At 64.3% G+C, this 26,179-nt stretch carries 19 protein-coding genes; 8 read left to right on the top strand and 11 right to left on the bottom strand.

Features of this window, described 5'->3' with window-relative positions; translation table 11 throughout:
• Positions 1 to 623, top strand: a 623-nt coding sequence (locus DUGA2_RS16905) for an alpha/beta hydrolase (protein WP_070270550.1), incomplete at its 5' end; no start/stop codon positions are given.
• A gap of 4 nt (positions 624 to 627) precedes the next feature.
• On the opposite strand, the gene DUGA2_RS16910 is transcribed toward DUGA2_RS16905, so the two are convergent.
• Both DUGA2_RS16910 and waaF read right to left on the bottom strand, forming a co-directional pair.
• The gene (locus tag DUGA2_RS16910) at positions 628 to 2,151 is read right to left on the bottom strand and encodes a GGDEF domain-containing protein (protein WP_070270847.1); all 1,524 of its coding nucleotides are present in this window, start codon (positions 2,149 to 2,151) and stop codon (positions 628 to 630) included.
• Entirely contained in the window at positions 2,144 to 3,271 is a 1,128-nt protein-coding gene (waaF, locus tag DUGA2_RS16915) for a lipopolysaccharide heptosyltransferase II (RefSeq protein ID WP_070270848.1), read from the bottom strand. Before waaF ends, DUGA2_RS16910 begins: the two co-directional genes overlap by 8 nt.
• Positions 3,272 to 3,436: 165 nt before the next feature.
• On the opposite strand from waaF, the gene DUGA2_RS16920 reads away from it, so the two are divergent.
• Positions 3,437 to 5,707: an O-antigen ligase family protein gene (locus DUGA2_RS16920; protein ID WP_229214706.1), complete on the top strand. Its 2,271-nt coding sequence runs from the start codon at positions 3,437 to 3,439 to the stop codon at positions 5,705 to 5,707.
• Between the two features lie 32 nt (positions 5,708 to 5,739).
• Here the strand turns inward: DUGA2_RS16920 and DUGA2_RS16925 are convergent, their stop codons facing one another.
• From DUGA2_RS16925 to DUGA2_RS16930, 3 genes are read right to left on the bottom strand one after another with little or no spacing between them, the layout of a single operon-like run.
• Positions 5,740 to 6,342 (bottom strand): response regulator transcription factor, encoded by a 603-nt coding sequence (locus tag DUGA2_RS16925; RefSeq protein ID WP_070270555.1) that lies wholly within the window; start codon positions 6,340 to 6,342, stop codon positions 5,740 to 5,742.
• On the bottom strand, positions 6,332 to 6,538 hold the full coding sequence (locus DUGA2_RS34525; RefSeq protein ID WP_229214707.1) for an ATP-binding protein: 207 nt from the start codon (positions 6,536 to 6,538) through the stop codon (positions 6,332 to 6,334). Before DUGA2_RS34525 ends, DUGA2_RS16925 begins: the two co-directional genes overlap by 11 nt.
• The gene (locus DUGA2_RS16930) at positions 6,457 to 7,974 is read right to left on the bottom strand and encodes an MASE1 domain-containing protein (protein WP_229214708.1); all 1,518 of its coding nucleotides are present in this window, start codon (positions 7,972 to 7,974) and stop codon (positions 6,457 to 6,459) included. The genes DUGA2_RS34525 and DUGA2_RS16930 overlap by 82 nt, the downstream gene beginning before the upstream one ends.
• A 338-nt stretch (positions 7,975 to 8,312) precedes the next feature.
• Here DUGA2_RS16930 and DUGA2_RS16935 point away from each other — a divergent pair, with 338 nt between their 5' ends.
• Positions 8,313 to 9,287: a VirK/YbjX family protein gene (locus DUGA2_RS16935; RefSeq protein ID WP_070270563.1), complete on the top strand. Its 975-nt coding sequence runs from the start codon at positions 8,313 to 8,315 to the stop codon at positions 9,285 to 9,287.
• A 41-nt stretch (positions 9,288 to 9,328) separates the two neighbouring features.
• Entirely contained in the window at positions 9,329 to 9,562 is a 234-nt protein-coding gene (locus tag DUGA2_RS16940; RefSeq protein WP_070270565.1) for a DUF6139 family protein, read from the top strand.
• 82 nt (positions 9,563 to 9,644) lie between these two features.
• Here the strand turns inward: DUGA2_RS16940 and dnaE are convergent, their stop codons facing one another.
• Positions 9,645 to 13,187, bottom strand: coding sequence for a DNA polymerase III subunit alpha (gene dnaE, locus DUGA2_RS16945; protein ID WP_070270567.1), 3,543 nt, complete (start codon positions 13,185 to 13,187; stop codon positions 9,645 to 9,647).
• A 127-nt stretch (positions 13,188 to 13,314) separates the two neighbouring features.
• Here dnaE and DUGA2_RS32745 point away from each other — a divergent pair, with 127 nt between their 5' ends.
• From DUGA2_RS32745 to DUGA2_RS16960, 4 genes are all read left to right on the top strand, one after another.
• The gene (locus tag DUGA2_RS32745; protein ID WP_071658930.1) at positions 13,315 to 13,497 is read left to right on the top strand and encodes a type II toxin-antitoxin system HicA family toxin; all 183 of its coding nucleotides are present in this window, start codon (positions 13,315 to 13,317) and stop codon (positions 13,495 to 13,497) included.
• 9 nt (positions 13,498 to 13,506) lie between these two features.
• Positions 13,507 to 13,818, top strand: coding sequence for a type II toxin-antitoxin system HicB family antitoxin (locus DUGA2_RS32750; RefSeq protein WP_071658931.1), 312 nt, complete (start codon positions 13,507 to 13,509; stop codon positions 13,816 to 13,818).
• Positions 13,819 to 13,958: 140 nt separating this feature from the next.
• Entirely contained in the window at positions 13,959 to 14,852 is an 894-nt protein-coding gene (locus DUGA2_RS16955) for a sulfurtransferase (RefSeq protein WP_070270571.1), read from the top strand.
• A gap of 319 nt (positions 14,853 to 15,171) precedes the next feature.
• Positions 15,172 to 16,536 carry a C1 family peptidase gene (locus tag DUGA2_RS16960; RefSeq protein WP_083296353.1) on the top strand — a complete coding sequence of 455 codons (1,365 nt, stop codon included), beginning with the start codon at positions 15,172 to 15,174 and terminating at the stop codon, positions 16,534 to 16,536.
• 57 nt (positions 16,537 to 16,593) lie between these two features.
• On the opposite strand, the gene DUGA2_RS16965 is transcribed toward DUGA2_RS16960, so the two are convergent.
• From DUGA2_RS16965 to DUGA2_RS16985, 5 genes are all read right to left on the bottom strand, one after another.
• The gene (locus tag DUGA2_RS16965) at positions 16,594 to 16,800 is read right to left on the bottom strand and encodes a DUF6447 family protein (protein ID WP_229214709.1); all 207 of its coding nucleotides are present in this window, start codon (positions 16,798 to 16,800) and stop codon (positions 16,594 to 16,596) included.
• 2 nt (positions 16,801 to 16,802) lie between these two features.
• Positions 16,803 to 18,143, bottom strand: a complete 1,341-nt coding sequence (locus DUGA2_RS16970) for a TolC family outer membrane protein (RefSeq protein ID WP_229214710.1) — start codon at positions 18,141 to 18,143, stop codon at positions 16,803 to 16,805.
• Position 18,144: 1 nt separating this feature from the next.
• Positions 18,145 to 19,503, bottom strand: a complete 1,359-nt coding sequence (locus tag DUGA2_RS16975) for an HlyD family type I secretion periplasmic adaptor subunit (protein ID WP_070270577.1) — start codon at positions 19,501 to 19,503, stop codon at positions 18,145 to 18,147.
• Positions 19,504 to 19,514: 11 nt separating this feature from the next.
• Positions 19,515 to 21,344, bottom strand: coding sequence for a type I secretion system permease/ATPase (locus DUGA2_RS16980; RefSeq protein WP_070270580.1), 1,830 nt, complete (start codon positions 21,342 to 21,344; stop codon positions 19,515 to 19,517).
• A 386-nt stretch (positions 21,345 to 21,730) separates the two neighbouring features.
• Positions 21,731 to 26,011: a DUF4214 domain-containing protein gene (locus DUGA2_RS16985; RefSeq protein ID WP_070270582.1), complete on the bottom strand. Its 4,281-nt coding sequence runs from the start codon at positions 26,009 to 26,011 to the stop codon at positions 21,731 to 21,733.
• Positions 26,012 to 26,179 lie beyond the last annotated feature (168 nt).

Genomic DNA, 26,179 nt, shown 5'->3' on the forward strand with positions numbered 1-26,179 from the left:
GCGCGCTGCCGCTGGCGGCCGGCAGCCATATGCTGGCCTTCCCCAATCACCGCCATGCGCGCTTGTACGTGCCGCCGCATGACGGCGCCGCGCCGCTGCCGCTGCTGGTGCTGCTGCACGGCGCAGGCGGCCGGCACGGCGGCGGCGACGCCATCGCGCTGGCGCACGCGACCCGCCACGGCACGCTGCTGTTGCTGCCGGAAGCGCAGTCGACCAGCTGGGATGTGCTGCGCGGCGGCTACGGCGCCGACCTGGCCTTCATCGACCGCCTGCTGGCGTGGGCCATGCAGCGCTACCCGGTCGACGCCGGCGCCGTCACCATCGGCGGCTTTTCCGACGGCGCCTCGTACGCGCTGTCGGTGGGCTTGATGAACGGCGAGCTGTTCGGCGACATCCTGGCGTTCTCGCCGGGCTTCATCGCGCCGCTGCGGCGCAGCGGCATGCCGCGCGTGTTCATCGCCCACGGCAGGCGGGACCAGGTGCTGTCGGTGGAACGGGGCAAGGCCATCGCGCTGAAGCTGGCCGGCGAAGGCTACGACGTGCGCTACGCGGAATTCGACGGCGCCCACCTGGTCGAACCGGTCGTCGCCCACGCGGCCTTGCGCCAGCTGGCGGCGCGCTAGTCCGCTAGACGCCGTCGGCGGCGACCACCTGGTTGCGGCCGCCCGCCTTGGCGGCGTACAGGGCCTTGTCGGCCGCCTCCACCAGCATGCCGGCCACGTGCTCGCCGCGGCGCGGCGCGATGGCCGCCACGCCGGCGCTGATGGTGATCACGCCGAACGGGCTGCCGCGGTGCGCCGTCTGCAGCTGCTCGATCGCCTGGCGGATGCGCTCGGCCACCGCCATCGCTCCCGCCAGCTCGGTGTTCGGCATCAGGATGCCGATCTCCTCGCCGCCGTAGCGCGCCACCACGTCGCCGGCGCGCTTGGGCGTCAGCACGCGTATCAGCTTGCTGACGGTGCGCAGGCAGTCGTCGCCGGCGCCGTGGCCGTACAGGTCGTTGTACTGCTTGAAGTAGTCGACGTCGATCATCACGAAGGCCAGCGTATCGGCGTGGCGCACGGCGCGGCTGAACTCATTGCCCAGCGTGACGTCGAGCTGGCGGCGGTTGGCCAGCCCGGTCAGGCCGTCCTGCATGGCCAGCCGCTCCAGCGTGCGGTTGGCGCCTTCCAGCTGGTCGCGCGCCTGGCGCAGCTCGGCCTCGGCCTGCACCCGCAGGTTGATCTGCCCCACCAGCCGCTTGCCGAAAAAGCCCAGCAGCGCGGCCAGCACGATCACGCCGATCGAGCGCGTGAAGCTGTCGCGCCGCCAGTGCTCCAGCATTTCCTCCTGCGACAGCGCGGCCGTCACGAACAGCGGATAGTGCTCCAGCGCGCGGTAGGAATTGAAGCGCAGCTCGTCGTCGTAGGGCGAGACGAACATGCCGCTGCCGCTGCCGTGCCGCGCGGTGTAGGCCAGGAACAGCGGGTTGTCGCGCAGGCTGGTGCCGACGCGGTTGTCGTCGAACGGCCGGCGCGCCATCAGCACGCCCTGGTTGGAGATCAGCGCCACCGCGCCGCGCGCGCCGATGTCGAAGCTCTGGTAGAAGCGGCTGAAGTAATCGATGTCCAGCGTGGCCAGCACCACGCCGCCGAAGCTGCCGTCGGCCCGGTTCAGGCGGCGCGACACCGGGATGATCCACTTGCCGCTGGTGCGGCTGATCACCGGCTCGCCGACGTGCGGCCCGCGGCCGTCGTGGGTGCGGTGGTAAACGAAGTATTCGCGGTCGGCGTTGTTGAGCGACGGCCCCAGCACCGCGCGCGAGTTGACCAGCCATTGGCCGCCCTCGTCGTAGACGAACAGGCCGGCCAGCTGCGGCAGGTTGGCCACCTGGGCCTGCATCTGCCGGTGCACGCGCGCCAGCGCCGGGGCGCCCCGGCCGTCGGACTCGATGCGCTCGACGATGTCGGCCAGCGAGGTGTCGGCCGCCTTGATGGTGTCGTCGGCGTGCTGCGCCATCGCGCGCGCGACGTTGGACGTGAGGCGCTGGATTTCCTGCACCTGGGCGTCGCGCGCGATCAGGCTGCGCCAGACGTCGACCGCGATCAGCGACAGGCAGACCACGCCGACGAACAGCGTCGCCCAGAAGGTGATGGTGTAGCGTTTAAACATGGCCCCGCGCATGGCCCCGCGCATGGCCCCGAACAGGGCCCGGCGGCGCGGCCAGCATGGGCTGCAGGCTGCGCCACACCAGCTCCGGCGTCAGCTTGACCATGCAGTCCTGGTGGCCCAGCGGGCACTCGCGCTGCCGGCACGGCGCGCAAGCGAGGCGCAGCGAGATCGACGCGGCCAGGTCGGCAAACGGCGGCGCGTGGTCGGGATCGGTGGGGCCGTACAGCGCCACCACCGGCCGGTTCAGCGCCGAGGCGATGTGCAGCAGGCCGGAATCGTTGGCGACCACGGCGGCGCTGGCGGCGATCAGCGCGATGGCGTCGGCCAGGCTGGTGGCGCCGGCCAGGTTGAAGGCGGCCGCGCCCGGCACGCCCTGCGCCACCTCGGCGCAGGCGTCCTGGTCCTTGGGCGAGCCGAGCAGCACGATCTGCGTCGCGCCCTCGCGTTCGAGCACGGCGCGCGCCAGGGCGGCGAAATGCGCGGCCGGCCAGCGCTTGGCGCCGCCGAACTCGGCGCCGGGGGCGAAGGCGACGATGGGCCGCGCCGGATCCAGGCCCAGGCGGGCGCAGACGGCGGCGATCTGCGCCTCGCTGGCCGCCATGCGCGGGCGCGGCAAGGCGGCGCGCCCGGCCGCCGACTGCACGGCCTGCGGCGGCGCCGCCAGCGCGGCGTAGAACGCCACCATCGGCCGCGGCGGCGTTTCGTCGCGATGCATGACGTTGATCAGGCCGTGCCGGCTTTCGCCCTTGTAGCCGACCCGGCGGCGGATGCCGGCCAGCCAGGGGATCAACGCGTATTTGATGGTGTTGGGCAGGACGTAGGCTTCGGCATAGCCGCGCCGGCGCAGCAGGCGCGCGTATTTCCAGCGCTCGCGCAGTTGCAGCGCGCCGTGGCGGAACGGGGTTTCCAGCACTTCGCCGACTTCGGCCATCTGCCGCCACACCGGCGACACCGCCGGCGGCGCCAGCACGTCGATCGGCCGCCCCGGATGGGCCGCGCGCAGCAGCTGCAGCAGCGGCTGCGCCATGACGGCGTCGCCTATCCAGTTGGGGGAAATGACCAGGATGCGCTCTGCGGCCCCGGCGGTGACGTTTTTTTCTGGCAACACGGATTCTTTCATCATCGTCGGGCCGGTGGCCCTTGCCGGACCGATTATCGCCCATCGCGGGCCCAGCGACAAGCGCCCGCGCCCTGCCGGGCGGCCCGAAAAACCGCGGCCTTGGCGCTATGGCGTGCTGCTATAATCGGAGCTTTTGCTCCGGCCACAGGCCCCACTCGCGTGACCATGACTCCAGCCAGCCCCTCGACGCCGCAAATTGAATATGGCGGTCCGCTCTCCTCCACGATGATCTTCCTGCTGCCGGCGCTGGCGATGTCGAGCAAGGTCGGCCTCGGGCTGGTGCAATTGATGATCTTATTGCTGCTGATACGCCGCCGCCGCCCGCTGCTGGCGCTGTACCGGCGCCACTGGGACGATATCGGTGGCGTGATGCTGGCCTTCGGCGGCTACTTCCTGGTGTCGCTGGTGCGCATGCTGCTGGACCACCAGCGCCTGAACACCCTGGATGGCCCGTCGCGCCTGCTGTTCGGCCTGAGCTGCATCGGCGTGGTCTACTACCTGCGCCCGCGCGCCCGCCACTTCTGGCTGGGCCTGTCGTTCGCCGCCGTGCTGTCGGCTGTCATGGCGCTCTACCAGGTCACACTGGGCGGCATGGAGCGGGCGATCGGCCTCACCCACCATGAAATCACCTTCGGCGACCTGGCGCTGGCCTGCGGCCTGCTGTCGCTGTGCGGCCTGGCCGACCTGCGCCACACGCGCATGAGCTGGCTGCCCGGCCTGGGCCTGGTGTGCGGCCTGCTGGCCTCGATCCTGTCGGGCTCGCGCGGCGGCTGGCTGGCGCTGCCGCTGGTGCTGATCCCCGTGACCCGCTACGGCGTGCAGATCTACGGCCGCCGCCTGCTGCTGGTGGGCGTGGTGCTGCTGGCGGTGGTGGTGCTGGCCTTCGCCGTGCCGGCCACCGGCGTGGCGCTGCGGATCGAACAAGCCTTCGCTGAAATCCAGCGCTACCTGACGCTGGGCGACGCCACCACCTCGGTCGGCATCCGCCTGGAGCTGTGGAGGGCCTCGCTGATGATGTTCGCCGAACACCCGTGGCTGGGCGTGGGCCGCGACCAGTTCGACGTCGCGCTGCACGCGCTGGCGGCCCAGGGCCGGCTGCAGCCGTCGCCGGCGCTGGCCTACAGCAGCAGCCACAACGACATGCTGCACTGCCTGGCCACCGGCGGCCTGCTGGACTTCGGCCTGCTGCTGGCCATGTACATCGCCCCGCTGCGCTTCTTCTCGGGCCAGCTGCGCCGCCCGGACCAGGGCCAGCGCGCGCTGGCGCTGGCCGGCGTGATCGTGGTGGTGGCCTTCTTCGGCTTCGGCCTGACCGACGTCATGTTCTGGCTGATGATGCCCAAGGTGTTCTACGTGATGATGGTGTGCAGCCTGGTCGGCCTGTGCCTGGCGGCCCAGTATCCGGCGCCGGAGCCGCGCCGCATCCTGATCGCTCGCACCGACAATATCGGCGACGTCGTGCTGACGCTGCCGCTGGCCGGCTACCTGAAGCAGCGCTATCCGCAGGCCGAGGTGGTGTTCCTGTGCCGCCGCTACGCCGCCGCCGTGGTGGCGCAGTGCCGCCACGTCGACCAGGTGCTGACGCTGGAGGAGCTGGGCGACGACTGGGCCCACGGCCTGGCGCACAGCGGCTGCGACACCATGATCTTCACCTTCCCGATGCGCACGCTGGCGGCGGCCGCGCGCCGCGCCGGCATCAACCGCCGCATCGGCAGCAGCCACCGCATCCACCACTGGTACCACTGCAACCGCCTGGCCACCTTCAGCCGCGCCGATTCGCCGCTGCACGAGGCGCAGCTGAACTTCAAGCTGCTGCTGCCGCTGGGCATAGACCACGTGCCGCCGCTGGAACAGTTGAAGACCATGTACGGCCTGAACACGCCGCGCCACCCGGCCGCCGACGCCGTGCTGGACCAGCCCGGCTTCAGCGTGATCCTGCATCCCAAGTCCAACGGCAATGGCCGCGAGTGGCCGCTGCAGCACTACACGGCGCTGGCCGCGCTGCTGGGCAAGGTGGACGGCGTGCGCGTGCTGGTGACGGGCAGCGCCGCCGAGGGCGAGCTGCTGGCGCAACAGGCGCCGGCGCTGCTGGCCTTGCCGAATGTGGAAAACCTGTGCGGCAAGCTGGACCTGGACGGCTTCACCGCGCTGATCGGCGGCTGCGGCGGCCTGATCGCCAGCGGCACCGGGCCGCTGCACCTGGCCTCGGCGCTGGGGCGGCCGGCGGCCGGCCTGTTCCCGCCGCTCAAGCCCATCGATCCGGTGCGCTGGGGCGCGCTGGGTCCGCGCGCGCGCAGCCTGGTGACGTCGCCGGCCTGCGGCCAGTGCGCCGATCCGGCGCTGTGCACCTGCATGCTGGCGATCACGCCGGAGCAGGTGCTGGCGGTGGTGATGGAGTGGCGCGCCGAAGCGCTGGTCGAGGCGGCACCTGCCTGAACCACGGCGCAGGCCGGGCCTGCGCCAGTGCTTTAATCCTGCATCGTAATCCGCACCAGGTCGGCGACATTGTCGACCCCCAGCTTGGCCATCAGCCGCGCCTTGTGCACTTCCACCGTGCGCACGCTGATGCCCAGCGCCGGCCCGATCTCGCGATTGTGGCGGCCCGTGACCACCAGCGCCATCACTTCCCGCTCGCGCGGCGTCAGCTCGCTGAGCAGGCTGACGTTGCGGCTGCGCTTTTGCTGCTCGCTGTGCACGCTGCGGGCGCGCGCCAGCGCCTCGTCGATGGCGCCGATCAGCTTGGCGTCGTCGAAGGGTTTCTCGAGGAAGTCCACGGCGTCGGCCTTGAACGCCGCGCGCGCCATGCTGACGTCGCCGTGGCCGCTCATGATGATCACCGGGATCGGGCAGCCGCGCCGCTGCAGCTCCAGTTGCAGGCTCAGGCCGTCCATGCCGGACATGCGGATGTCGATCAGCATGCAGCCGCGCCAGGCCGGCTGCCACGATTGCAGGAAGGCTTCGCCGCTGGCGAACATGGCGGTGCGGTAGCCGCGCACGCCCAGCAGCAGGCCCAGCGCGTCGCGCACCGAGGGATCGTCGTCGACGATGAATACGGTCAAATCATGCTGCATAGTGTTCTCCATCCTGCTCCAACGGGCGCGCCAAGGGCAGCGCCAACCTGAAAATTCCATGCTCGCCCACCTCGGCCCACAGCGAACCGCCGTGCGCCTCCATGATGGCGCGGCTCAGCACCAGCCCCAGCCCCAGGCCGCTGGCCTTGGACGAAACAAACGGCTCGAACAGGCGCGCCGCCAGCGCCGCCGACACGCCGTTGCCGCTATCCTCCACCGACAGCTGCAGACAGCCGCCCCGCAGCGGCGCCTGGCCCGGGCGGCGCTTGCCGTCCAGCCGCTGCGCCGACAGCGTGAAGCTGCGGCGCGCGGCCGGCGGGGCGCTCCTGCACCGCCTCCAAGCGCGTTGGCCAGCAGGTTGCGCAGCACCAGCTCCAGCTGCAGGCGGTCGGCCAGGATGGCCAGCGGCGGGATCTCGCCCACCTTGAGCTCGACGCCGTGCTCGCGCAGCTGGCTGAAGAACTGCTGGCTGATGCCCGACACCAGCTGGCCGGCGTCGACCGCCTCCAGCTTCATGGCGCCGGTGCGGAAGAAATCGCGCAGCCGCCGCACCACGTCGGCGGCCCGGCCCGCTTCGGCGATCATGCGCTGGATCGCGCCCTTGAGCACCTCGCCGCTCTCGCCCCGCTCCAGCAGGAACTCGCAGGCCTTGCCGTAGGCGCCCAGCGCCGTCAGCGGCTGGTTCAACTCGTGGGCCAGCGCGGCGGCCATCTCGCCGGCCGCCGCCAGCCGCAGCGTCTGCTTCAACTCGCTGGCCACCTTGCGCAGCTCGTCGACCGCGATGCCGATCGAAAAGCCCACCAGCGCCAGCACCGCGTCCAGCATCTGCAGCTCGTGCACGGCGATGTTGACCGCGTGGTTCCATTTGACCAGCGCGCCGATGCCGGCCTGCAGCACAAACACCATCAGCGCCGTGCCGAACAGGCCCTGGCGGAACGCCGCCCAGATCACCGGCAGGAACAGGAAATAAAAATGCTTGAACTCCGAGGTGGCGATGGTGCCGAACACCATGGTCAGCACGCAGATCGCCAGCGCCAGGTAGGCCAGCGTCTCGGCCCGCCACACGGTGGCCTTCAGCTGCCGCCGCCCGCTGGGGCTGGACAGCATCCAGATCAGCGGCATCGACACCAGCACCCCGACCACGTCGCCGATGCCGAAGCGCAGCACCGCCTCGCCCCACTGCCCGGCCGGGATCAGCCCGGCCGCCGACAGCACGGTGATGTAGCCGACATCGTTGACCAGGGTGCCGACCACCACGATCAACAGCCACTGGAACAGGCGGTCGCGGCTGTCGAACACGCCGCCGTCGCCGAAGCGGCGCCGCAGCGCCGCGCCCAGCACGCCGTAGCCGGCCGCCAGCCACATGGAACTGAGCAGGCTCACCGTCCAGCCGGCCGGCATGCCGCGCACCAGCAGTTCGCCGCCGACCAGGGCCAGCAGCCACGGCAGCGCCGCGCGCCAGCCATGGCGCAGCCAGAACACCAGGCCCAGCGCCGGGTCCGGATTCCACGGCGTGATGTTCAAGCCGTACAGGGGGTCGATATAGGTGGCCCAATCGAACAGCAGGTACAGCGCGATGAACGCCGGAAACTCCAGATAGGACAGGCGCGACGGGTTGGAAGTCAGTGGCATGGTGGCTTTGTATCGTTATGTAGCATTATGCATTGCCATAATTCATCGCGCATTGCTTTTCGCTACTACGCGTTCCCCTTATGCCGGCGCTTTCGCCTCTATACAACACTTACTTTTTCGAAGCAGCAATTATTAAGGGAAAACCGTAAGCCTTTACCCCAATTTACAATACGTTACACAGGATTTACGATGCGCACATGTCGTAATGGCACCTCCCATTGACGAGAAGACACTAAAACCAGCGCGCCGCCCCCATCGTCGTCGGCCAGTGATTGATGTCTCCCGTGCAGCTGCCGCCACACCAACCCTTGCAGCCCGTTTTTCCTGAGAGACGACCGATGTCGCAGTTAATCACCATCCGCTCCGGCGCCGCCGGCTTCCACGGACTGAAGCAAGTGCGCGAGACGTTCAAGCTGTCGCTGCGCGCCATCCTGCACCGCCAGGCCACTTACGGCTGGCTGCAACTGCTGAACTCCCATCCGCTGTTCATGGACCTGGTCAAGGCCAAGCCGCGCCTGATCTACAAGATTTACCGCCCCTACCTGAGCAACACCATGGATTGCGCCCAGCGCGTCGAACTGTTGCAGCAGCACTATCGCTTCATCTTCCGCCAGGGCCTGGGGCCGCTGACGGTGCGCGCCGCGCGCGGCGGCGTGGTGCTGGGCAGCGTCGAGGGCAAGTCCGGCGTGCACTACCAGATCGAGCTGCGCGCCATCGAGCCGATGGAACGCGAGGGCGAACTGGTGTTGCAGCTCAAGCAGGATGGCGAGCTGGTCTACAGCTGCGCGTTCAGCTTCCTGCAGGGCGTGCGCGGCATGCAGCTGGGCATAGGCTGCATGCAGGGATCGAAGAGCGAACACGGCCTGCAGGTGATCAAGGACGCCACCCGCGAACTGCACGGCCTGCGGCCGAAGAATTTGATGGTCAAGCTGCTGAGCCAGATCGGCCACGACTACGGCTGCGTCGAACTGCGCCTGGTCAGCAACGCCAACCGCGTGGTGTGCGGCGCGGCGCGCCAGGGCAAGGTGCATGCCGACTACGATACGCTGTGGCAGGAGCTGGACGCCGGCCGCCGCGCCGACGGCGACTGGCGCCTGCCGTGCGAAGCGCTGGCCGCGCCCGACCTGGCGGCGATCGCCTCGAAAAAACGCTCGGAAGCGCGCAAGCGCCATGAAACGCTGGCGGCGCTGATCGTGGCCGTCCGCGCCGGCCTGCACGCGCCGCGCTTCGAAGCGGTGCCGACCTCGCCGGGCCAGCACTACACGACCTTGCCTTTGGGCGCGCGCGACGGCGACGAATACGCGCTGGCCTGAAAAATCCGGTACCATGGCTTTTTCGTCCAAGGAGAAATACCATGCGTGTGGATATTTATTACCGAGATGAAGCAATGGGCAAGCACAGCTATCTGGCGGTGCCGGAGGGCAAGCCCATTCCCGAAGAAGCCACCAATACCGACTGGCATCCCGAGGCCAGCCAGGTGGAAGTCGACGACGAGCGCGACGACCTGGCGCGCTACCACATCGTCCACCCGCTGGAGCAGATAGGCGCCAAGGGCTACGCCATCACCAGCATCAGCGAACAGATGTAGACCTCGGCGGCCCCCGCGCACCCCGCACACCGCGGCGCCCAGGGTCTGACCCCGTACGGGGTCAGACCCTTACGTTCGGGGCTTAGTACTCGATCGCCACGTCCTTGGCGCCCAGCACCTGCTGCAGCGCCAGTTGCAGCTCGTCCGACGGCGCCACGCGCCACGCTTCGCCCAGCTGCACCACGCAGCCCACGCCCTGCGGCGTGATGCGCGCCGACACCGGCAAGCCGTCCGCGTTGCGGTGCGGCGCCAGCACGTCGGCCATCTTGCGCACGTCCACCGAGGATGGCAGCGCCATGCCCAGCTGCTTGCCGTAGTTGATGCGCGCCGTGACGATGTCGAACACCTTCTCGGCCGAGATGCGCAGGCCGCCGGAGAAGCGGTCTTCCGACACCTTGCCGACCACGGCCAGGAACTCGTCGTCCTTGAACATGCGCTTGTTCTCTTCGAACACTTCCGAGTACACGGTCACTTCCACCACCGCCGTCTTGTCGTCCAGCGTGACGATCAGGATCTTGCCGCGCTGCGTCATCTGCGGCCGGATGCCGGTGATCACGCCGCACAGCATGCGCGGCTCGCGCGACGGCTCCAGCTCGGACAGCTTGGTGCGGGCGAAGCGGCGCGCTTCCGGCGCGAACGAGTCGAACATGTGGCCGGACAAATAGAAGCCCAGCGCGATCTTTTCCTCGGCCAGCTTCTGGCGGTCGGTGAACGGCGCGGCCTTCACGTACTCGGGCGGCGCCACCAGGTCGGAATCGTCGCCGCCGAACAGGCTGACCTGGTTGGCCGCCTTGGCTTCCTGGTCGGCGCACTCCATCGCGAAGCTGACCGAGGCCAGCAGGATGGCGCGGTCGATGTTCAGGCAGTCGAAGGCGCCGGCGCGTATCAGCGATTCGATGGTGCGGCGGTTGATCTGCTTCTTGTCGACGCGCTTGCAGAAATCGAACAGGCTGGTGAACGGGCCGCCGGCCGTGCGGGCGGCGATGATGGCCTCGATCGCGTTCTGGCCGGCGCCCTTGCAGGCGCCCAGGCCGTAGCGGATCTGCGTGACCTTCTTGCCCGTCACCGAAGGCGGCGGACCGTCCGGCATGAAGCGGAAGTCGGACTTGTTGATGTCCGGCGGCAGGATGGTCAGGCCGCAGATGTCGATCGAATCCTCGACCAGGATCTTGACCTTCTCGGTATCCTCCATCGCCAGCGACATATTGGCCGCCATGAACGCGGCCGGATGGTGGGCCTTCAGGTAGGCCGTGTGGTACGACAGCAGCGCGTAGGCGGCGGCGTGCGACTTGTTGAAGCCGTAGCCCGCGAACTTTTCCATCAAGTCGAAAATCTCGTCGGCCTTCTGCGCGGACAGGCCGTCCTTGGCGGCGCCGGCGCGGAAGATCTCGCGGTGCTCGGCCATCTCCTCGGCCTTCTTCTTACCCATCGCGCGGCGCAACATGTCGGCGCCGCCCAGCGAGTAGCCGCCGACGATCTGCGCCATCTGCATCACCTGCTCCTGATACACCATGATGCCGTAGGTTTCGGACAGAATCGATTCGGTGCGCGGATCGGGATAGTCGAATTTTTCGCCGTGCTTGCGCTTGCAGAAGTCCGGGATCAGGTCCATCGGGCCCGGACGGTACAACGCCACCAGCGCGATAATGTCTTCGAAGCGGTCGGGACGGGCGTCCTTCAACATGCCCTGCATGCCGCGCGACTCCAGCTGGAACACGGCCACGGTTTTCGCCTTGGTCAGCAGCTCGTAGGACGGGCGGTCGTTCAGCGGCAGGCGCGCCAGGTCGAAGTCGGCCTCTTTCGGGTCGAGCATCTTGATGTAGCGGACCGCGCGGTCCAGGATGGTCAGCGTGGTCAGGCCCAGGAAGTCGAACTTGACCAGGCCGACGGCCTCGACGTCGTCCTTGTCGTACTGCGACACCACGCCGCCGTCGCCGCCCTGCGTGTACAGCGGGCAGAAGTCGGTCAGCTTGCCCGGCGCGATCAGCACGCCGCCGGCGTGCATGCCGATGTTGCGGGTGATGCCTTCGACCTGTTGCGCCAGGTCCAGCAGCTGCGCCACTTCCTCCTCGTTCTGCTGGCGTTCCTTGAGCATCGGCTCCTCTTCGATCGCCTCGGCGATCGACACCGGCTTGCCCGGCTTGAACGGGATCAGCTTGGAGACGCCGTCGCAGAAGTTGTAGCCGAAGTCCATCACGCGGCCGACGTCGCGGATCGCGCCCTTCGCCGCCATGGTACCGAAGGTGGCGATCTGCGACACCGCGTCGCGGCCGTACAGGTCCTTGACGTGCTGGATCACCAGGTCGCGTTTTTCCTGGCAGAAGTCGATGTCGAAGTCGGGCATCGAGACGCGTTCGGGATTGAGGAAACGCTCGAACAGCAGGTTGTATTTCAGCGGATCGAGGTCGGTGATCTTCAGCGCGTACGCCACCAGCGAGCCCGCGCCCGAACCCCGGCCCGGGCCGATCGGCACGTCGTTGTTCTTGCCCCACTGGATAAACTCCGCCACGATCAGGAAGTAACCCGGGAACTTCATGTTGATGATGGTGTTGTTCTCGAACTCCAGCCGCTCCTCGTAGCGCGGCCGTTGCTGCTCGCGCTTGACCGGGTCCGGATACAGCTGCTCCAGGCGCTCCTCCAGGCCCTTCCTGGTTTCGGCGCGCAGGAATTCGTCGATGGTCATGCCCGGCGTCGGGAAGTTCGGCAGTTGCGGCTTGCCCAGGGTCAGCGTCAGGTTGCAGCGCTTGGCGATCTCCACCGAGTTCTGCAGCGCGGCCGGCAGGTCATGGAACAGCTCGCGCATCTCGGCTTGCGACAGGAAGCGCATCTGCTCGTTGAACCTGCGCACGCGCTTGTTATTGGCCAGCATCTCGCCTTCGGCGATACAGGTGCGCGCCTCGTGGGCGATGAACTCGTCCTTGTTGATGAACTGCACCGGATGGGTGGCCACCACCGGCAGGCCCAGCTTGGCGGCCAGCGCCACCGCGTGGCGCACCTGGGCTTCCTGGTTGGCCTGGCCGGCGCGCTGGATCTCGATGTAGAAATGGCCGGGGAACATCTGCGCCCACTTTTGCGCGTTCTTTTCGGCCAGCGCCGGGTTGCCGTTTTCTATCGCCATGCCGACGTCGCCGAAGTGCGCGCCGGACAGCACGATCAGGCCGTTGGCCGGATTGACGTCGGGCAGCAGCGGATAGCTCTTGGCGGTGAGCTCGGCCAGCCACTCGGTACGGATCTCGGCACGGCCCTTGTACTGGTTGGTGAGCCAGGCTTGCGACAGCAGCTCGCACAGCTGCAGATAGCCCATGTGGTTCTTGGCGAACAGCATCAGGCGGTGCGGCTTGTCGCGGTTGTCGTCGTTGGTGATCCAGACATCGACGCCGACCACGGGCTTGATGCCCTTGCCGCGCGCGGCCTTGTAGAACTTGACCATGCCGAACATATTGGACAGGTCGGTGACGGCCAGCGCCGCCTGCTTGTCCTTGGCGGCGGTGCTGACCAGGTCGTCGATACGGACCAGGCCGTCGACGATGGAATATTCCGAGTGCACCCGCAGATGGACGAAATCCGGTCCCGCCTTGGCAACGGCCGGTGCCGCCGCTGCTTGTTCGTTTGCTACCATGTTCATACGCCGCTCAATGCTGGTTCAATAACCAGCTATTTTACCGTGCGGCGGCCGGGTGCGATGAATCTGATTTGCAGCCCCGTTTGCGCCAGGTCGGCATGCGGTGTTAGGCTGTACGTACGATAGGCGAATGAATAGCGCAGACCTGATCAAGCAAATGGAACGAGCCGGATGGATACTCCGTAACGTCAGCGGGTCTCATCACATTTACACGCACCCGCAGCGAGGCGGACACATCAGCGTACCGCATCCTAAAAAAGATCTCGGGGTTGGCTTGGTTCAAAAACTGCTCAAGCAAACTGGACTGAAATAGGACGTCATCATGAAGTATCCAATCGCAATTGAACCCGGCGACGCGACCCATGCGTTTGGCGTGGTCATCCCCGATCTTCCTGGCTGTTTCTCAGCAGGCGACACCTTGGACGAGGCCATCGATAACGCCTGCGAGGCTGCGACGCTCTGGCTGGAAACAATGCTAGAAGACGGAGGCACTATTCCCAAGGCCCGTACGTTCGCAGAGCACCATGCGAATCCCGAATTTTCCGGATGGATTTGGGCGGTCGTTATAATTGATCGGGCAACATTGATAAACAAGAACACGACCCAATCCGCTCGTATTTCAGGCGTATCTTAAGCCGTTTGATGCGGCGCCAACATCACTTACCCCGGCTACTGCGGCAATTTAACTCTGCTCATTTTTTAGGCATGACACGGGCGTTTGGCGAACTTAGCGCGTATAATGTCGGCTCTTCACATTTTTTGCTCTTATCCACCATGCACGCTAATACTGCTTTACAAGCTGAAGCGCATGCCGCCGCCATCGCTGCAGCTGCCGCTCACGTCAACATCGCCGCCTACAAATTCGTCACCTTCGACGACACCGAGGCGATGCGCCCGCTGTACCAGGACATCTGCCAGCGGCTGGGCCTGAAAGGCACCATCCTGCTGACGCCGGAGGGCATCAATATGTTCCTGTCCGGCCCGCGCTCGCACATCGACGAGTTCCTGGCCTGGGTCCGCAGCGACGCCCGCTTCGCCGACCTGGAAGTGAAGGAAAGCTATTCGGCCGAGCAGTCGCACAAGCGCATGCTGGTCAAGATCAAAAAAGAAATCATCACCATGCGCATGCCGCTGATCAAGCCGGAAGAAGGCCGCGCGCCCTTCGTCGAAGCCCACACGCTCAAGCGCTGGCTCGACGCCGGCGTCGACGACAACGGCCGCCCGGTGGTGATGGTCGACACCCGCAACGATTTCGAAGTCGACGTCGGCACTTTCGACAATACGGTCGACTATCGCATCAAGAAATTCACCGAGTTCCCGGAAGTGATCGCCGCCCACAAGGACGACTTCGCCGGCAAGACCGTGGTGACGTTCTGCACCGGCGGCATCCGCTGCGAAAAGGCCGCGATCCACATGCAGAACATCGGCTACGACAACGTCTACCAGCTCGAAGGCGGCATCCTCAAGTACTTCGAGGAAGTCGGCGGCGCCCACTACACCGGCGACTGCTTCGTGTTCGACTACCGCACCGCGCTCAATCCGAAACTGGAACCGACCGAGACCGTGCAATGCTTCGTCTGCCGCTCGGTGGTCACGCCGCGCCAGCAGCTGGCGCCGGAATACGTGTACGAGAAATCGTGCCCGCATTGCTACGGCAAGCAGGCCTAAGTCAGAAATACCAGCCAGGCGTGCGCCAGCTCATGCAGCGCGCACGCCTCGCCCACATCCCCCTCCTCCCAGTTTGCCAGTCTCCAATCCACAGACCAGTTGCCGCGCACGCGTCAGTGGCTATGGCGCATTGCAACCATCACGTCAGCAGATTCCCCTCGACAACCAAGGCCTAAGTACGCAGGGCGGCGAGCTCTTCAAGGGCCGCAATTAATTATAAAAAAATAACTATTGCTAATTTTAAATTTGTTATTTTATAATTTAATCTGGGCAACTAAGGCCCACCGCCAACTCTTTCCTGCTACTTCCAAAGGACATCATGTCAACAATTTCCAGTCATATTAGTTTGGCTCAATTTTCTTTGCCGGTGTTCGACCAGCTTGATATCGGCAGCTGCACGGCCAACGCCGTTTGCCAAGCCGTTGCCTTGCAATCACATGAATATGGGCAAAATATTGGCCCATTGGCCAGGTTGGCGCTGTATTACAACACCCGGACCAGCGGCGACCCATCGCAAGCGTATGTCGACAGTGGCGCAGCAATATGGTCTGCGGTTGACACCGCGATCAGCAAAGGCCTTACCAGCGAGAATTTCGCAACGCAACAGGGCGAAGGATACGCCGCCAAAGCCGTATCGGACAATTGGACCAAGGCGCCGACACAGGCCATGGTCAACGATGCAGCGCTGCACAAAGTACTCAGTTCCACGCTGGTCAAAACATCCTCCAGCCTCAGCACCCAGCAGAACCACGATTTGATTGGGCAACAACTGATGCAAGGCAAGGTGGTGTTGGTTGGCAGCAATGCGCCAACCTGGCTGAACCATGTGGAGTATAACGACCAGGGTGTCCATTATTCCAGGCCATTCCAGGCGTCGTCATTCAACGAACTGGCCGACTTGCATGACAAGGCGATGGCTTCCAATCCGGAAGCCAACGCAAAATCGCTCGGCGGCCACGCGTTTATGATAGTCGGGATGGACAACACTTTATTCCACGGCAAAGGTGGATATATCATCGAGAATTCCTGGGGCACCAGCTTCGGCGTCAACGGATTCGAGGTCATCCCATATGACTTCATCAACAATGCCGCAGAAGGGTTTGGAACCACGACGCTTGAAGTCCTGAATGGCTTCAATAACGTAGACCAGACCTGGACGGCCGAACGCGGCCAGATTTCCATGTTGTATGCGTGCGCCTTGAATCGGGCGGGCGAGCACCAAGGCACGGAGTACTATGCCAACGCCTTGCGCGCCGGCACGACACTGAAATTTATCGCCAATGAGCTCGTCAATTCTGCGGAAGGCAAAGCGCTGTACACCGTGAATGGCGCCGTCATGACGAACGATCAGTTCATCGACAAGGTCTTCATGGATACCCGCGGCCGTGTTGGCTCGGCGACGGAGCACTATTGGGGCAACCAGTACTTCGCGGCGGGCGAAACGCGCGGCGACTACGTGTACGACATCATGCATGACACCGCGGCGCGGACCGGCCTGACCACGCAGGCCGAGTACGATTTCTTGATGAACCGGACCACGGTCAGTGAAAATTTCGGCGTGACCTACCAGGCCAACAACAATCACCTGCACGACGCGCAAGCCGCTCTGGCCGGCGTCACCAGCAATGCCGATACGGTGGAAGCGGCCCTGATCGGCGTACAACACGCACTCAGCATCGCTTGAGGCAGGATCGAAAGCCGTGCATCCCCGGATGCGCGGCTTTTTCGATCCTATGCCTGCTCACTGCCTGGTGACTGGCAGCAGTTGCTGTAATGCAGACTGGTAGGCATTACGGGCGGTCTGGTAGACCGCCAGTTTGGCGTTCAGGTCGGCGATCTGCGCATCGACGAACTGCAGATTGGCGACCTGGGCCTGGGCTTCCTCGCTCAGGGCCTTGACGGCGTAGCTGACGCCGTTGACGGTCACTTCCAGTTCCTCGTCCATCATGCTCACTCCGTCGATGGCCTGAAGTAAGGGGCGATCTCGCGCACATCCGATTCGGCCAGCGTGCCGGCCGCGGCGCGCATGCGCAGCGTGTTGAGCAGGTAGTTGTAGCGCGCCTGCGCCAGGTCGCGCTTGTTGGCGTACAACTGCTGGGTGGCGTTGAGCACATCGAGATTGATGCGCACCCCGCCCTTGACGCTTTGTTGCGTCGCCTTGATCAACAGTTCCGACGACGCCACCGCCTTCTTCAGCGCATCGATGCGCGCCACGCTGCTCATCATGGAATCGTAATCCTTGCGCAACTCGGACAGCACCTTGTCGGTCTGCGCCTGGAGGTCGGCCCGCGCTTTTTCCTGATTGGCGACCGCCTGGCGCGACTGCGCCACCACCGAGCCGCCGGAATACAGCGGGAAATTGACCTGCACGCCGATGCTGCGCGAGGTCGTATCCTGGTTATAGGTCTGGATCGAGTCTGACGAGCTCTTGCTGTAGGTAGCCACCAGGTCGACGCGCGGCGCGTGGCCCGCCAGCGAGCGGGTGACTTCCTGTCGCGCCAGTTCTACGCTCAGCGTCAACGCCCTGATGTCGGGATTGCGCTCCAGCGAGACGTTCTTCCAGGCTTCGAAACTGACCGTGTCGGCCGGCCGGGTCTGGAACTCCGTCACCATCTTGTCCAGCTCGCCTGGCTCGCCGCCGATGACGGCGGCCAGCGTGGTGCGCGCCACGGTCAGCGCATCCTGGGTTTCCAGCACGGCCGCCTCGGCGGAATCGCGCCGGGCCTGGCTTTCCAGCATGTCGGTGCGGGTGCCCTCGCCTTTTTCAAACAGGCGCTGGTTGACCTTGCCCTGCTCCACATACAGATCGCGCTCGACCTTGGTCAGCGCCAGCAGGTCGCCCTTGAACAGCACGTCGAAATACGCCGTGACCACGCGCGAGATCACTTCCTGCTGCTGGCTCTCGAACTGCGCGGACGCGTAGTCGGCCTGCAGGCCGCCCATTTTGTAGCGGGCATAGCCCTCCACGTTCAGCAGCGGCTGGCGCACCTGGAGCACCGAGCTGCGGCTCAGGTAATCGCGCGGATAGGTCTGCAGCGGATCGGTAATCGTGTTGCGCACCTGAGTGGCGCTATAGCTCGCCGACAGCACCGGCAGCAGGTTGGAGCGGCCCAGCGCACGGTTTTCCTGGCCGGCCTCGTTTTGATAGTAGGCCGAACGGAAAGTCGGGTCGTTCTTCAGCGCGGCCTGGTAGGCTTCCATCAGGCCCAGCGCATGCGCGCCGGAACCGTACAGCAGCGCCGCCAGGGCAGCCACCGCTTGCGCGCGGCGCGGGAGAGCAATATGTGCCACGTTAATCCTCCGACATCGACGTTTTGGCGCGATCAAAGATCGGCTTCAGCAAATAGCTCATCATGCTGCGCTCGCCGGTCTTGACGAACAGTTCCACCGGCATGCCCGGCACCACGTCCAGCTTCTTGGCCGCGATCATCTTCAAGCCTTCCGGCGTCACGCGCGCGCGCACCTTGTAGTAGGGCATGCCGGTACGCTCCTCGATACTGCGGTCGGCGGCGATCTGGATCAGCGTGCCCGGGATATGCGGCGTCTTGTTGCTGTTGAAGGCGGAGAAGATCAGTTCGACCGGCAGGCCGGTGTGGACGCGGTCGACCAGGTTGACCGCCAGCTGGCCTTCCACCACCAGCGTATCGTCGCTCGGCACGATCTCCATCATTTTCGTGCCCGGCGCGACCACGCCGCCACGGGTGAAGATGCTGGAGCCGACCACGATGCCATCGGCAGGCGATTTGATCTCGACGTTGCCGACTTCAAATTCCTGGCCTTCCAGACGGGCGGCCAGCGATTCCGCCTCTTTCTGCGTGTCGGTCAGCGAACCGCGCAGTTCCTTCTGGTACTCCTGCTGGCGCTGGCCGATCTTCAGGCGCATCTCGGCGATCTGGCGGCGCGCGCGGCCGATATTGCCAGTGTCTTCGGCGATCGCGCCGGCGACCTGGGCATAGGTCCGCTGCACGTCGAGGAAGCGGTTGCGGGCGATGTAGCCGTCACGGGCCAGGTCCTGGGTATTGTCCAGCTGCTCCTTCAGCATGGCCAACTGCTCTTTCTTGCTCTCGCGCGACTGCTCCAGGCCCTTGGCCTGGATTTCGATGCCGGCGATGCTCTCGTTCACGCTGGCCAGCTCGCTCTGCAGCGAGGACTGGCGCGACGACATCAACAGCGTCTGCGACGCCAGCAGGCTGCCGATGCGCGGATCGTTCTTGTAGGCGTTCAGCGCCGGCGGCGTGGCGATCGACGACTTGCCCGCCAGTTCGGCCAGCAGGCGCGCCTCGTTGGTGCGGCTGCTCAGGTATTGGCCCAGCGTGATGTCCATCGACGACTTCAGCTGCACATTGTTCATCCGCACCAGCACCTGGCCGGCCTTGACGTGGTCGCCGTCGCTGACCAGGATGTCCTGCACGATGCCGCCGCTGAGGTATTGCACGGCCTTGCGGTTGCCCTCTTTCATCACGGTGCCCGACAACGGCACGCCCTTGTCCAGCGGCGCGAAATTGGCCCAGATCAGAAAGCCGACCACGCCGACCAGGCAGATGATCCAGCCCAGCCGCGAGTAGGACGAGGCATCGGTGTTGACGGTCAGCGGCTCGACATCATGGCTGATGACTTCGACCGCCGGTTCCTGCTTGTTAATAATGTTCATACTGTTTAGTCCTATTCCGTCGCTGCCTGTTGCGCCGCCTGCGCGGCGGCCTGTTGCTGCGCTACGCGCAGGGCATCTTCCTGCGTGTTGCGCTGGGCTGCCTGTTGTGCGGCTGCCTGTTGCTGCGCCTGCTGGTTGGCCAGCGCCTGCTTCTGGTTCGCTTCATGCAAGGCCGCCAGCACCTGGTTAGTCGGGCCGAACGTGGCCACCGAACCTTCGCGCAGCATCAGCAGCTTGGTGGTCGCGCCGATGATGCTGGTGCGGTGGGTGATCAGCACGATGGTCTTGCCGCGTGCGCGCAGATCGTTGATCGCTTGCAGCAGCGCCGCCTCGCCGATGTCGTCGAGGTTGGAGTTCGGCTCGTCGAGCACCAGGAACGACGGGTCGCCGTACATGGCGCGGGCCAGGCCCAGACGCTGGCGCTGGCCGCCGGACAAGCCGGCGCCGCCGTCGCCCAGCATCGTGTCGTAACCTTTCGGGAAATGCAGGATCAGTTCATGGATGCCGGCGCGCTGGGCGGCCTGCACCACTTTTTCAGGATCGACGTCGCCGAAGCGGGCGATGTTTTCGCTGATGGTGCCGCCGAACAGTTCGATGTCCTGCGGCAGATAACCGATATTCGGACCCAGCTCAGCCTTGTTCCAGCTGTAGATGTCGGCATTGTCCAGGCGGACCTTGCCCAGGCCGGCAGGCCACACGCCGACCAGCAGGCGCGCCAGCGTGGACTTGCCGGAACCGCTGGAACCGATGACGCCCAGCACCTCGCCAGGCTGGATGGCGAAGCTCACGCCGTGCAGCACCGGCACCTGGGTGCCCGGCACCACGGCCGTCACCGACTCCACCGACAACGCGCCTTTCGGCTTGGGCAATTCCATGCCGGCCGAGCGCGCGGGGTTGGCGTCCAGCAGCGCGTTCAGGCGTTCATACGCGCTGCGGGTCGAGCTGAACGATTTCCACACGCCGATCACCTGCTGCACCGGCGCCAATGCGCGGCCCACCAGGATGGACGCGGCTATCATCATGCCCGGGGAAATCTTGTTTTCAAGGACCAGCAACGCGCCATAACCGAGCACCAGCGACTGCAGCGACAATTGCACGAACTTGGTCACGGCGCCGATGATGCCGGCCTTTTCGCTGGCCTCGGCCTGCAGATGCAGGAACTTGCCATGCAGCTTGTACCAGCGTCCCAGCAGGTTGGGCAGCATGCCCATCGATTCGATGACTTCGGCGTTGCGCAGGTTGTTGGTGGCCAGGTTGTTGGCGGTGATGGCCATCGAGTTGGCCTCGGCCAGCGGCTTGTGCGAGACGCGCTCGTTGACGTAGGCGCACAGCACCAGCAGCGAGGTGCCGCACAGGGCGAACAGGCCCAGCGACGGTTCGAAGACGAAGATCACGATCAGGTAGACCGGGAACCATGGCGCGTCGAAGAAGGCGAACAGCGCGTTACCGGTCAGGAACTGGCGCAGATTGGTCAGGTCGGCCAGCGCCTGGCCGGCATTGCTGCCGGCGCGCTTGAGGTTTTGCTCGAAGGCGGCGGTGTAGACGCGCTTGTTCAGCGTCATGTCGAAATGCGCGCCCACGCGCACCAGCACGAAGCTGCGTATCAGTTCCAGCGTGCCGACGAAGGCATAGGCGCCCAATATCATCAGCGACAGCATCAGCAGCGTGATCTCGTTGCGGCTGCCGAGCACGCGGTCATAGACCTGCAGCATGTACAGCGATGGCGCCAGCATCAGCAGATTGCTGATGGCACTGAACGTCCCTACCGTCACGAAGGTGCTCTTGAAAGTGCGCAGGACTTCCGCCACTTCGCTTTTTTTATCAGTCAGATTCTTTTTCATGTCGTTTCGTGCAGAGCACGACCTATTTCCGTAGTTCGAGTCAGTCAGCCGCTCAATGCTGGACCGCAAAGCATGGGCCGAGGCAAGTGCGTAGACCTGCATCACCGAAGGTTGCAGAGATTATCCCTGAATTCCCCTCGAAAATGTGATTTGCATCACAAAATTTACAAAAAATTGGCGCAGGGAAGCAAAATTAGCTACAGAAATTTCCACTATGGAAACAAAAAGACTGAGATTGGGGAAATAATGTAGCACACCAGCGACAGCGTCCGCGCCCCCGACAACCGAGCGGCACGGACGAAAAAAAACCCGCCTCCGGAGAGGCGGGTTTTCGTTCAGCTTAGTTCAGCATGAACAAGGCCCGGGGGCCTTGCTCAGGACTGGAATTAACCGAAGATCAGCAGGGTGTCTGCCGAGTTGCTGTACGAACCGACGTTCGACAGGTCAACTGCGCCAACGATCTTGACGATGTTGTCGGTGCCGTTGGTGAACGTGGTGGTCGACGCGCTGCGGTGTTCAACAACGTAGGTGTCGCCGCCGAACTGGAACCAGCCAGCATCGTTCTGCACGGAGTCGTGGATCACCTTGTTCACCAAGTCTTGGAAGACTGCGGTGCTGCCGGTGGACACAACTGCTGCCACGAACTTCGCGTTGGAAGCCGAGATCTTCAGGATGTCGCCTTTGCTGAAGTCGGTGATGGTAGCGTAGTCGTTGACGGTAGCAACCACGTTGGCGCCCGACACGTCGAAGGTGTCGTTGCCAGCACCGCCGGTCAGGGTAACGCCGTTGGCATAGACGCTGCCACCGTTGTTGCCGCCGATTTTCAGCGTATCGTTACCAGCGCCACCGATCAGGATGTCGCCAGTGTGGTTAGCGGTCAGAACGTCAGCACCAGCGCCACCTTTGATGGTCGCAGCTACGGTAGCCGTGGTCAGGGTGCCAGCGGTCAGCGCCAGGGTCAGAGCCGAACCGTCGATCGAGGTAACAACGTTCGAGGTGTGGGTAACGATGCCGCCTGCGTCGCCGGTCAGCACCAGCGACTTCAGGCTGGTGTCGCCGATCGTCACGGTGTGAACCGCGGTGATCTTCGAAGCTGCGGTGTCGGTGTCGTCCAGTTCAACTTTAACGGTCTCAACGCCAGCAGCAGCGATGGTGCCCACGTTGATGCCAGCCGAGTTGGTGATCTTCGCGTTCAGCACGTCAGCGGTGCCGGTTGCGTCGGTCATGGTCACGGTGACACCCGAACCAGCAGCGTTCAGTTCCACGGTGCCGTTGTTGGCCATGTGGCTCAGGGTCAGAGCGATGCCGCCAACTGGGTTGGTGCCGTCGACTTGAACAACACCGCCGAAGGTCGCGCCGGTTGCTGCTGGATCAGTAACAACGATCGCACCAACGTTACCAGCCGAAGCCAGGTATTTCACGGTGACGGTATCGGTAGCTGCATCGTAGGTCACGGTGTCAACGGTTGCGTTGCCAGCCTTGATCGCGGTTTGAGCAGCAGCGATTGCAGCACCAACTGCGTCAACCGACATGCCGGCGGTCAGCGCAACGTTCACGCCACCAACGGTCATGTTGCCAGCGTTCGAATCGAAGGCCACTGCGTTGTCGGTCGGAGCTGCGAAGGTAGCGCCGGTCGCGCCTGCACCGAACGCTGCACCAGCTGCAACGTTACCCGAAGCAACTTTATAGACGATCGATACGGTGTCGGTGCCGGCGTTGTAGGTAACATCAGCCACGGTAGCGTCAGCAGCCAGGATGGCAGCTTTAGAAGCAACGATAGCAGCACCGATCTGGTCGATGGTTTCAGTACCAGCCAGTGCAATGGTAGCGCCGTTGACGGTGATATTGCCAGCGCCGCTTGCGGCGCCAGTGATCACAACGGTTTGCTGTTCTGCAACAGCAGCGCCGGTACCAGCGGTCACGGTGAAGGTCTGGGTTTCAGCAGTACCGTTACCACCGTTGGCGGAAATCACGTAGCTGATGCCGTCCACGTTGGTCAGGTCAACGGTTTTGGTTGCGCCCGAAGCCACTGCACCGATGCTAACTTTCTGGAAGTTCGAGATAGCAGCATTGAACGAGCTGTTCGCGGTCAGGGTCTCTGCGTCAGCAGCGGCCAGTACCAGCGTGTTGGTGCCCGTGCCGCCGTCGATCTTACCGTCAACGGTAGGAACGTTGGTGCCGGTGAAGGTCAGGGTGTCGTCGCCAGCGCCCAGGTTGACAGCTTTGGTGATGGCAGCCGAAGCGACCAGGGTCACTTTGTCTACGCCGGCGCCGCCGGTGTAGGTGGCCTTGGTGCCGTCGATCGAAGCGGTCACGGTGCCGGTGGTGCCGGAGGTGTCAACCGATTTCAGGGTGCCCGAAGCGGTGTTGGCCAGGTTCAGGCCAGCGGTGCCTTTAACAACAACCGATTCCAGAGCGCCGAAGGTGCTGCCGGTCAGGTTGGCCGATCCGGCGCCGTCAACTACCAGTGCCTTGGCACCGGTAGCGGTCAGGCCGAAGATCGAGCCGCTGGCAACGTGCAGGTTGATGTTTTCGTACACGTTGGTCTGCACGGTCGCGCCGGTGTCCAGAGCGTCAACGGTCAGGCTCAGGGTTTTCTGCACGGTGTTGGTGACAACCAGGTCGGTGGCAGCGTTAGCCAGGCTCAGGGAGGTCAGTGCGTCCGATGCGACGGTCGACGAAGCGCCGTAGCCGCTCAGTACAACGGTAGCGATCTTGTCGGTCGCGCCGGTGTCCTGGATTGCGACCGCGCCGCCAGCAACGCCAGCAACGCCAGCATCGTAGTCAACGTTGGTGTGGCCAGCAACGGTAGCGCCAGCGGTAGGCTGCACCAGGGTTGCCGAGCCGCTGCCTTGAGCAACGGTTGGGCTCAGAGCCGAAGCAGCTGCGGTAGCAGCGGTTTTGGCGGTGAAGGTCAGGGTTGCGCCGCTAGCTGCACCCGAGGTCCAGTCAGCTGCGAAGGTGCCGGTGTACGAACCATTGGCAACTTTGCCAGCGCCTTGAACTGCCGAAGCGGACAGGCTGGCGAAAGCGGTAGCAACTTCAGCGCCGGTCAGGTCTTTCAGCGCGGTGAAGGTCAGGCCGGCAACGGTAACGGTTTGGCCTTGCAGCAGTACGCCGAAGGTGTAGGTGGCAGCTTGCTTAACGCCAGCATCAGCAGCGGTGCCGGTGTTAGCAGTCACAGCAGCGTCCTGCTTCACGGTGACGGTGGTGGCAGTGCCAGCGCCGTCGATGTTGACTGCACCTTGGGTAACGGTGGTTACGCCAGCGACGTCAGCAGCAGCAGCAGCGGTCGAGCCGTAGGCCGACTGGTTCACTTCAATCGAGGTGCCGCCTTTGACGGTGATGACGCCCAGCGGTTGGCTAGCGCCCAGAGCTGCATCGTAGTCTGCGCCGGTGACGTTGACTTTGATCGCGCCGGTCGCCACTTGGGTGCCGTTGCCGATGTCGATGGTGTTGGTGGTGGTGGCGCCGGTGGTGGTGACGGTGACGTTAGCGCCGCCGGTCACAACGACGTCGTTGGTGGCAACTTTAGCCACGGTGATGGTGATGTCGCCTTTGGTGTCTTCAGCAGCGGTACCGATGGTGCCCGAAGTCACATTAGCGCCCGAAGCGGAGATCACTTGCGATTTGCCGCCGTCAATGTTCAGAACACCGGTGGTGCCCGAAACGTTCACAGCTGCGGTGCTGGAAGCCAGCAGGCTAACAGCTTTACCTTGAGTAACGTTCACGGTCGAAACCGACCATGCCGATACATCGGCGGTCAGATCAACGCCGGCGCGGATGTTAGCCGTTTCAACATTGGTCACGCCAACGGTAGGCAGGCTGGTCACAGCGGTGCCAGCAACGCCAACGCCGTTCAGGATGTTCAGGTTCAGGACGTCGTTGCCGGCTTTGCCGTCGATGGTGTCCAGGCCGGTGAAGGTGCTGGTGACAGCGCCGGTGGTGCCGTCGATCACAGCGGTGATCAGGTCGTTGCCAGCGGTGCCGACGAAGGTGTCAACGCCGGTGGTCAGCTTGCCTTCGACGGTGTTCTGGTGGCCCAGGTTGTCGATGGTGGCGGTCACGGTAGCGTGGAACGCGGCCACGGTGGTGGTGTCGGTCACTTGGGTCAGCATTGCTTTGGCATCGGCAGCAGCGACGTCGCCCGAGAAGGCGATAACTTTAGCGATGGTGTCCAGCGAAGCGGTGAAGTCCGTAGCGATGGCGTTGACGTTGGCAACCAGGGCCGCATCTTTCAGGCCTTGTGGCGAGGTGTTGCTCAGAGCGCCTTCGGTGATGGCCAGGGCTGCGTTTTCACGGCTCAAGGCGCCGGATTCGATGGCGTTGATCCAGAAGTTACCGCCTTCGTCAGCGTTGCGGTGCAGAACGTTGTTGTAAACGTCGTTGACGAACTTCATGATCGACAGGTGGTCGCCGCTTGGAGGCTGACCAGCTTCTGGCTTGCTGGCGAAGCTGCCAACCAGTTTGCCTACTGCCGAAGTTGGGTTAGCCTGGGAGAATGCGCTCAGGGCTGCGGTGGTGGTCAGGGCGGCATCGGTGCCAGCGCCTGGGTCAGCTGCCAGCAGCTGAGCCGAGAAATTGGTCAGCGCGCCTGGGTCGGCAGGACGGCCAAAGTAGGAAATGTACAGTTGCTGTACGACTTTATTGTAATCAGTTGCCGCCATGATAGTAGTTCCTTAAAAAGTTTGGTTTAAACCAGAAATTCTGCGGCTCAGAGCATACAGCGCCGTATCACACTGAGCCCTATTTGCAGAAGGTGGGAGTATATTGCCATACCAAGGGACAATTGTTGTGACGGGCATCACAAAACAAATGTTTTTCTTCCGACTTTG

This window comes from Duganella sp. HH101, from assembly GCF_001758795.1.
Lineage (GTDB): Bacteria > Pseudomonadota > Gammaproteobacteria > Burkholderiales > Burkholderiaceae_D > Rugamonas > Rugamonas rivuli.

Bases quoted from the DNA above. Each gene is read 5' to 3' on its own strand.
- DUGA2_RS16965 (WP_229214709.1), bottom strand. From the start codon at position 16,800: ATGATGGACGAGGAACTGGAAGTGACCGTCAACGGCGTCAGCTACGCC.
- DUGA2_RS16920 (WP_229214706.1), top strand. From the start codon at position 3,437: ATGACTCCAGCCAGCCCCTCGACGCCGCAAATTGAATATGGCGGTCCG.
- DUGA2_RS16985 (WP_070270582.1), bottom strand. From the start codon at position 26,011: ATGGCGGCAACTGATTACAATAAAGTCGTACAGCAACTGTACATTTCC.
- DUGA2_RS16930 (WP_229214708.1), bottom strand. From the start codon at position 7,974: ATGCCACTGACTTCCAACCCGTCGCGCCTGTCCTATCTGGAGTTTCCG.
- DUGA2_RS16940 (WP_070270565.1), top strand. From the start codon at position 9,329: ATGCGTGTGGATATTTATTACCGAGATGAAGCAATGGGCAAGCACAGC.
- DUGA2_RS16935 (WP_070270563.1), top strand. From the start codon at position 8,313: ATGTCGCAGTTAATCACCATCCGCTCCGGCGCCGCCGGCTTCCACGGA.
- DUGA2_RS32750 (WP_071658931.1), top strand. From the start codon at position 13,507: ATGAAGTATCCAATCGCAATTGAACCCGGCGACGCGACCCATGCGTTT.
- DUGA2_RS16980 (WP_070270580.1), bottom strand. From the start codon at position 21,344: ATGAAAAAGAATCTGACTGATAAAAAAAGCGAAGTGGCGGAAGTCCTG.
- DUGA2_RS16910 (WP_070270847.1), bottom strand. From the start codon at position 2,151: ATGTTTAAACGCTACACCATCACCTTCTGGGCGACGCTGTTCGTCGGC.
- DUGA2_RS16960 (WP_083296353.1), top strand. From the start codon at position 15,172: ATGTCAACAATTTCCAGTCATATTAGTTTGGCTCAATTTTCTTTGCCG.
- DUGA2_RS16955 (WP_070270571.1), top strand. From the start codon at position 13,959: ATGCACGCTAATACTGCTTTACAAGCTGAAGCGCATGCCGCCGCCATC.
- waaF (WP_070270848.1), bottom strand. From the start codon at position 3,271: ATGAAAGAATCCGTGTTGCCAGAAAAAAACGTCACCGCCGGGGCCGCA.
- DUGA2_RS16925 (WP_070270555.1), bottom strand. From the start codon at position 6,342: ATGCAGCATGATTTGACCGTATTCATCGTCGACGACGATCCCTCGGTG.
- DUGA2_RS32745 (WP_071658930.1), top strand. From the start codon at position 13,315: ATGAATAGCGCAGACCTGATCAAGCAAATGGAACGAGCCGGATGGATA.
- DUGA2_RS16975 (WP_070270577.1), bottom strand. From the start codon at position 19,503: ATGAACATTATTAACAAGCAGGAACCGGCGGTCGAAGTCATCAGCCAT.
- dnaE (WP_070270567.1), bottom strand. From the start codon at position 13,187: ATGAACATGGTAGCAAACGAACAAGCAGCGGCGGCACCGGCCGTTGCC.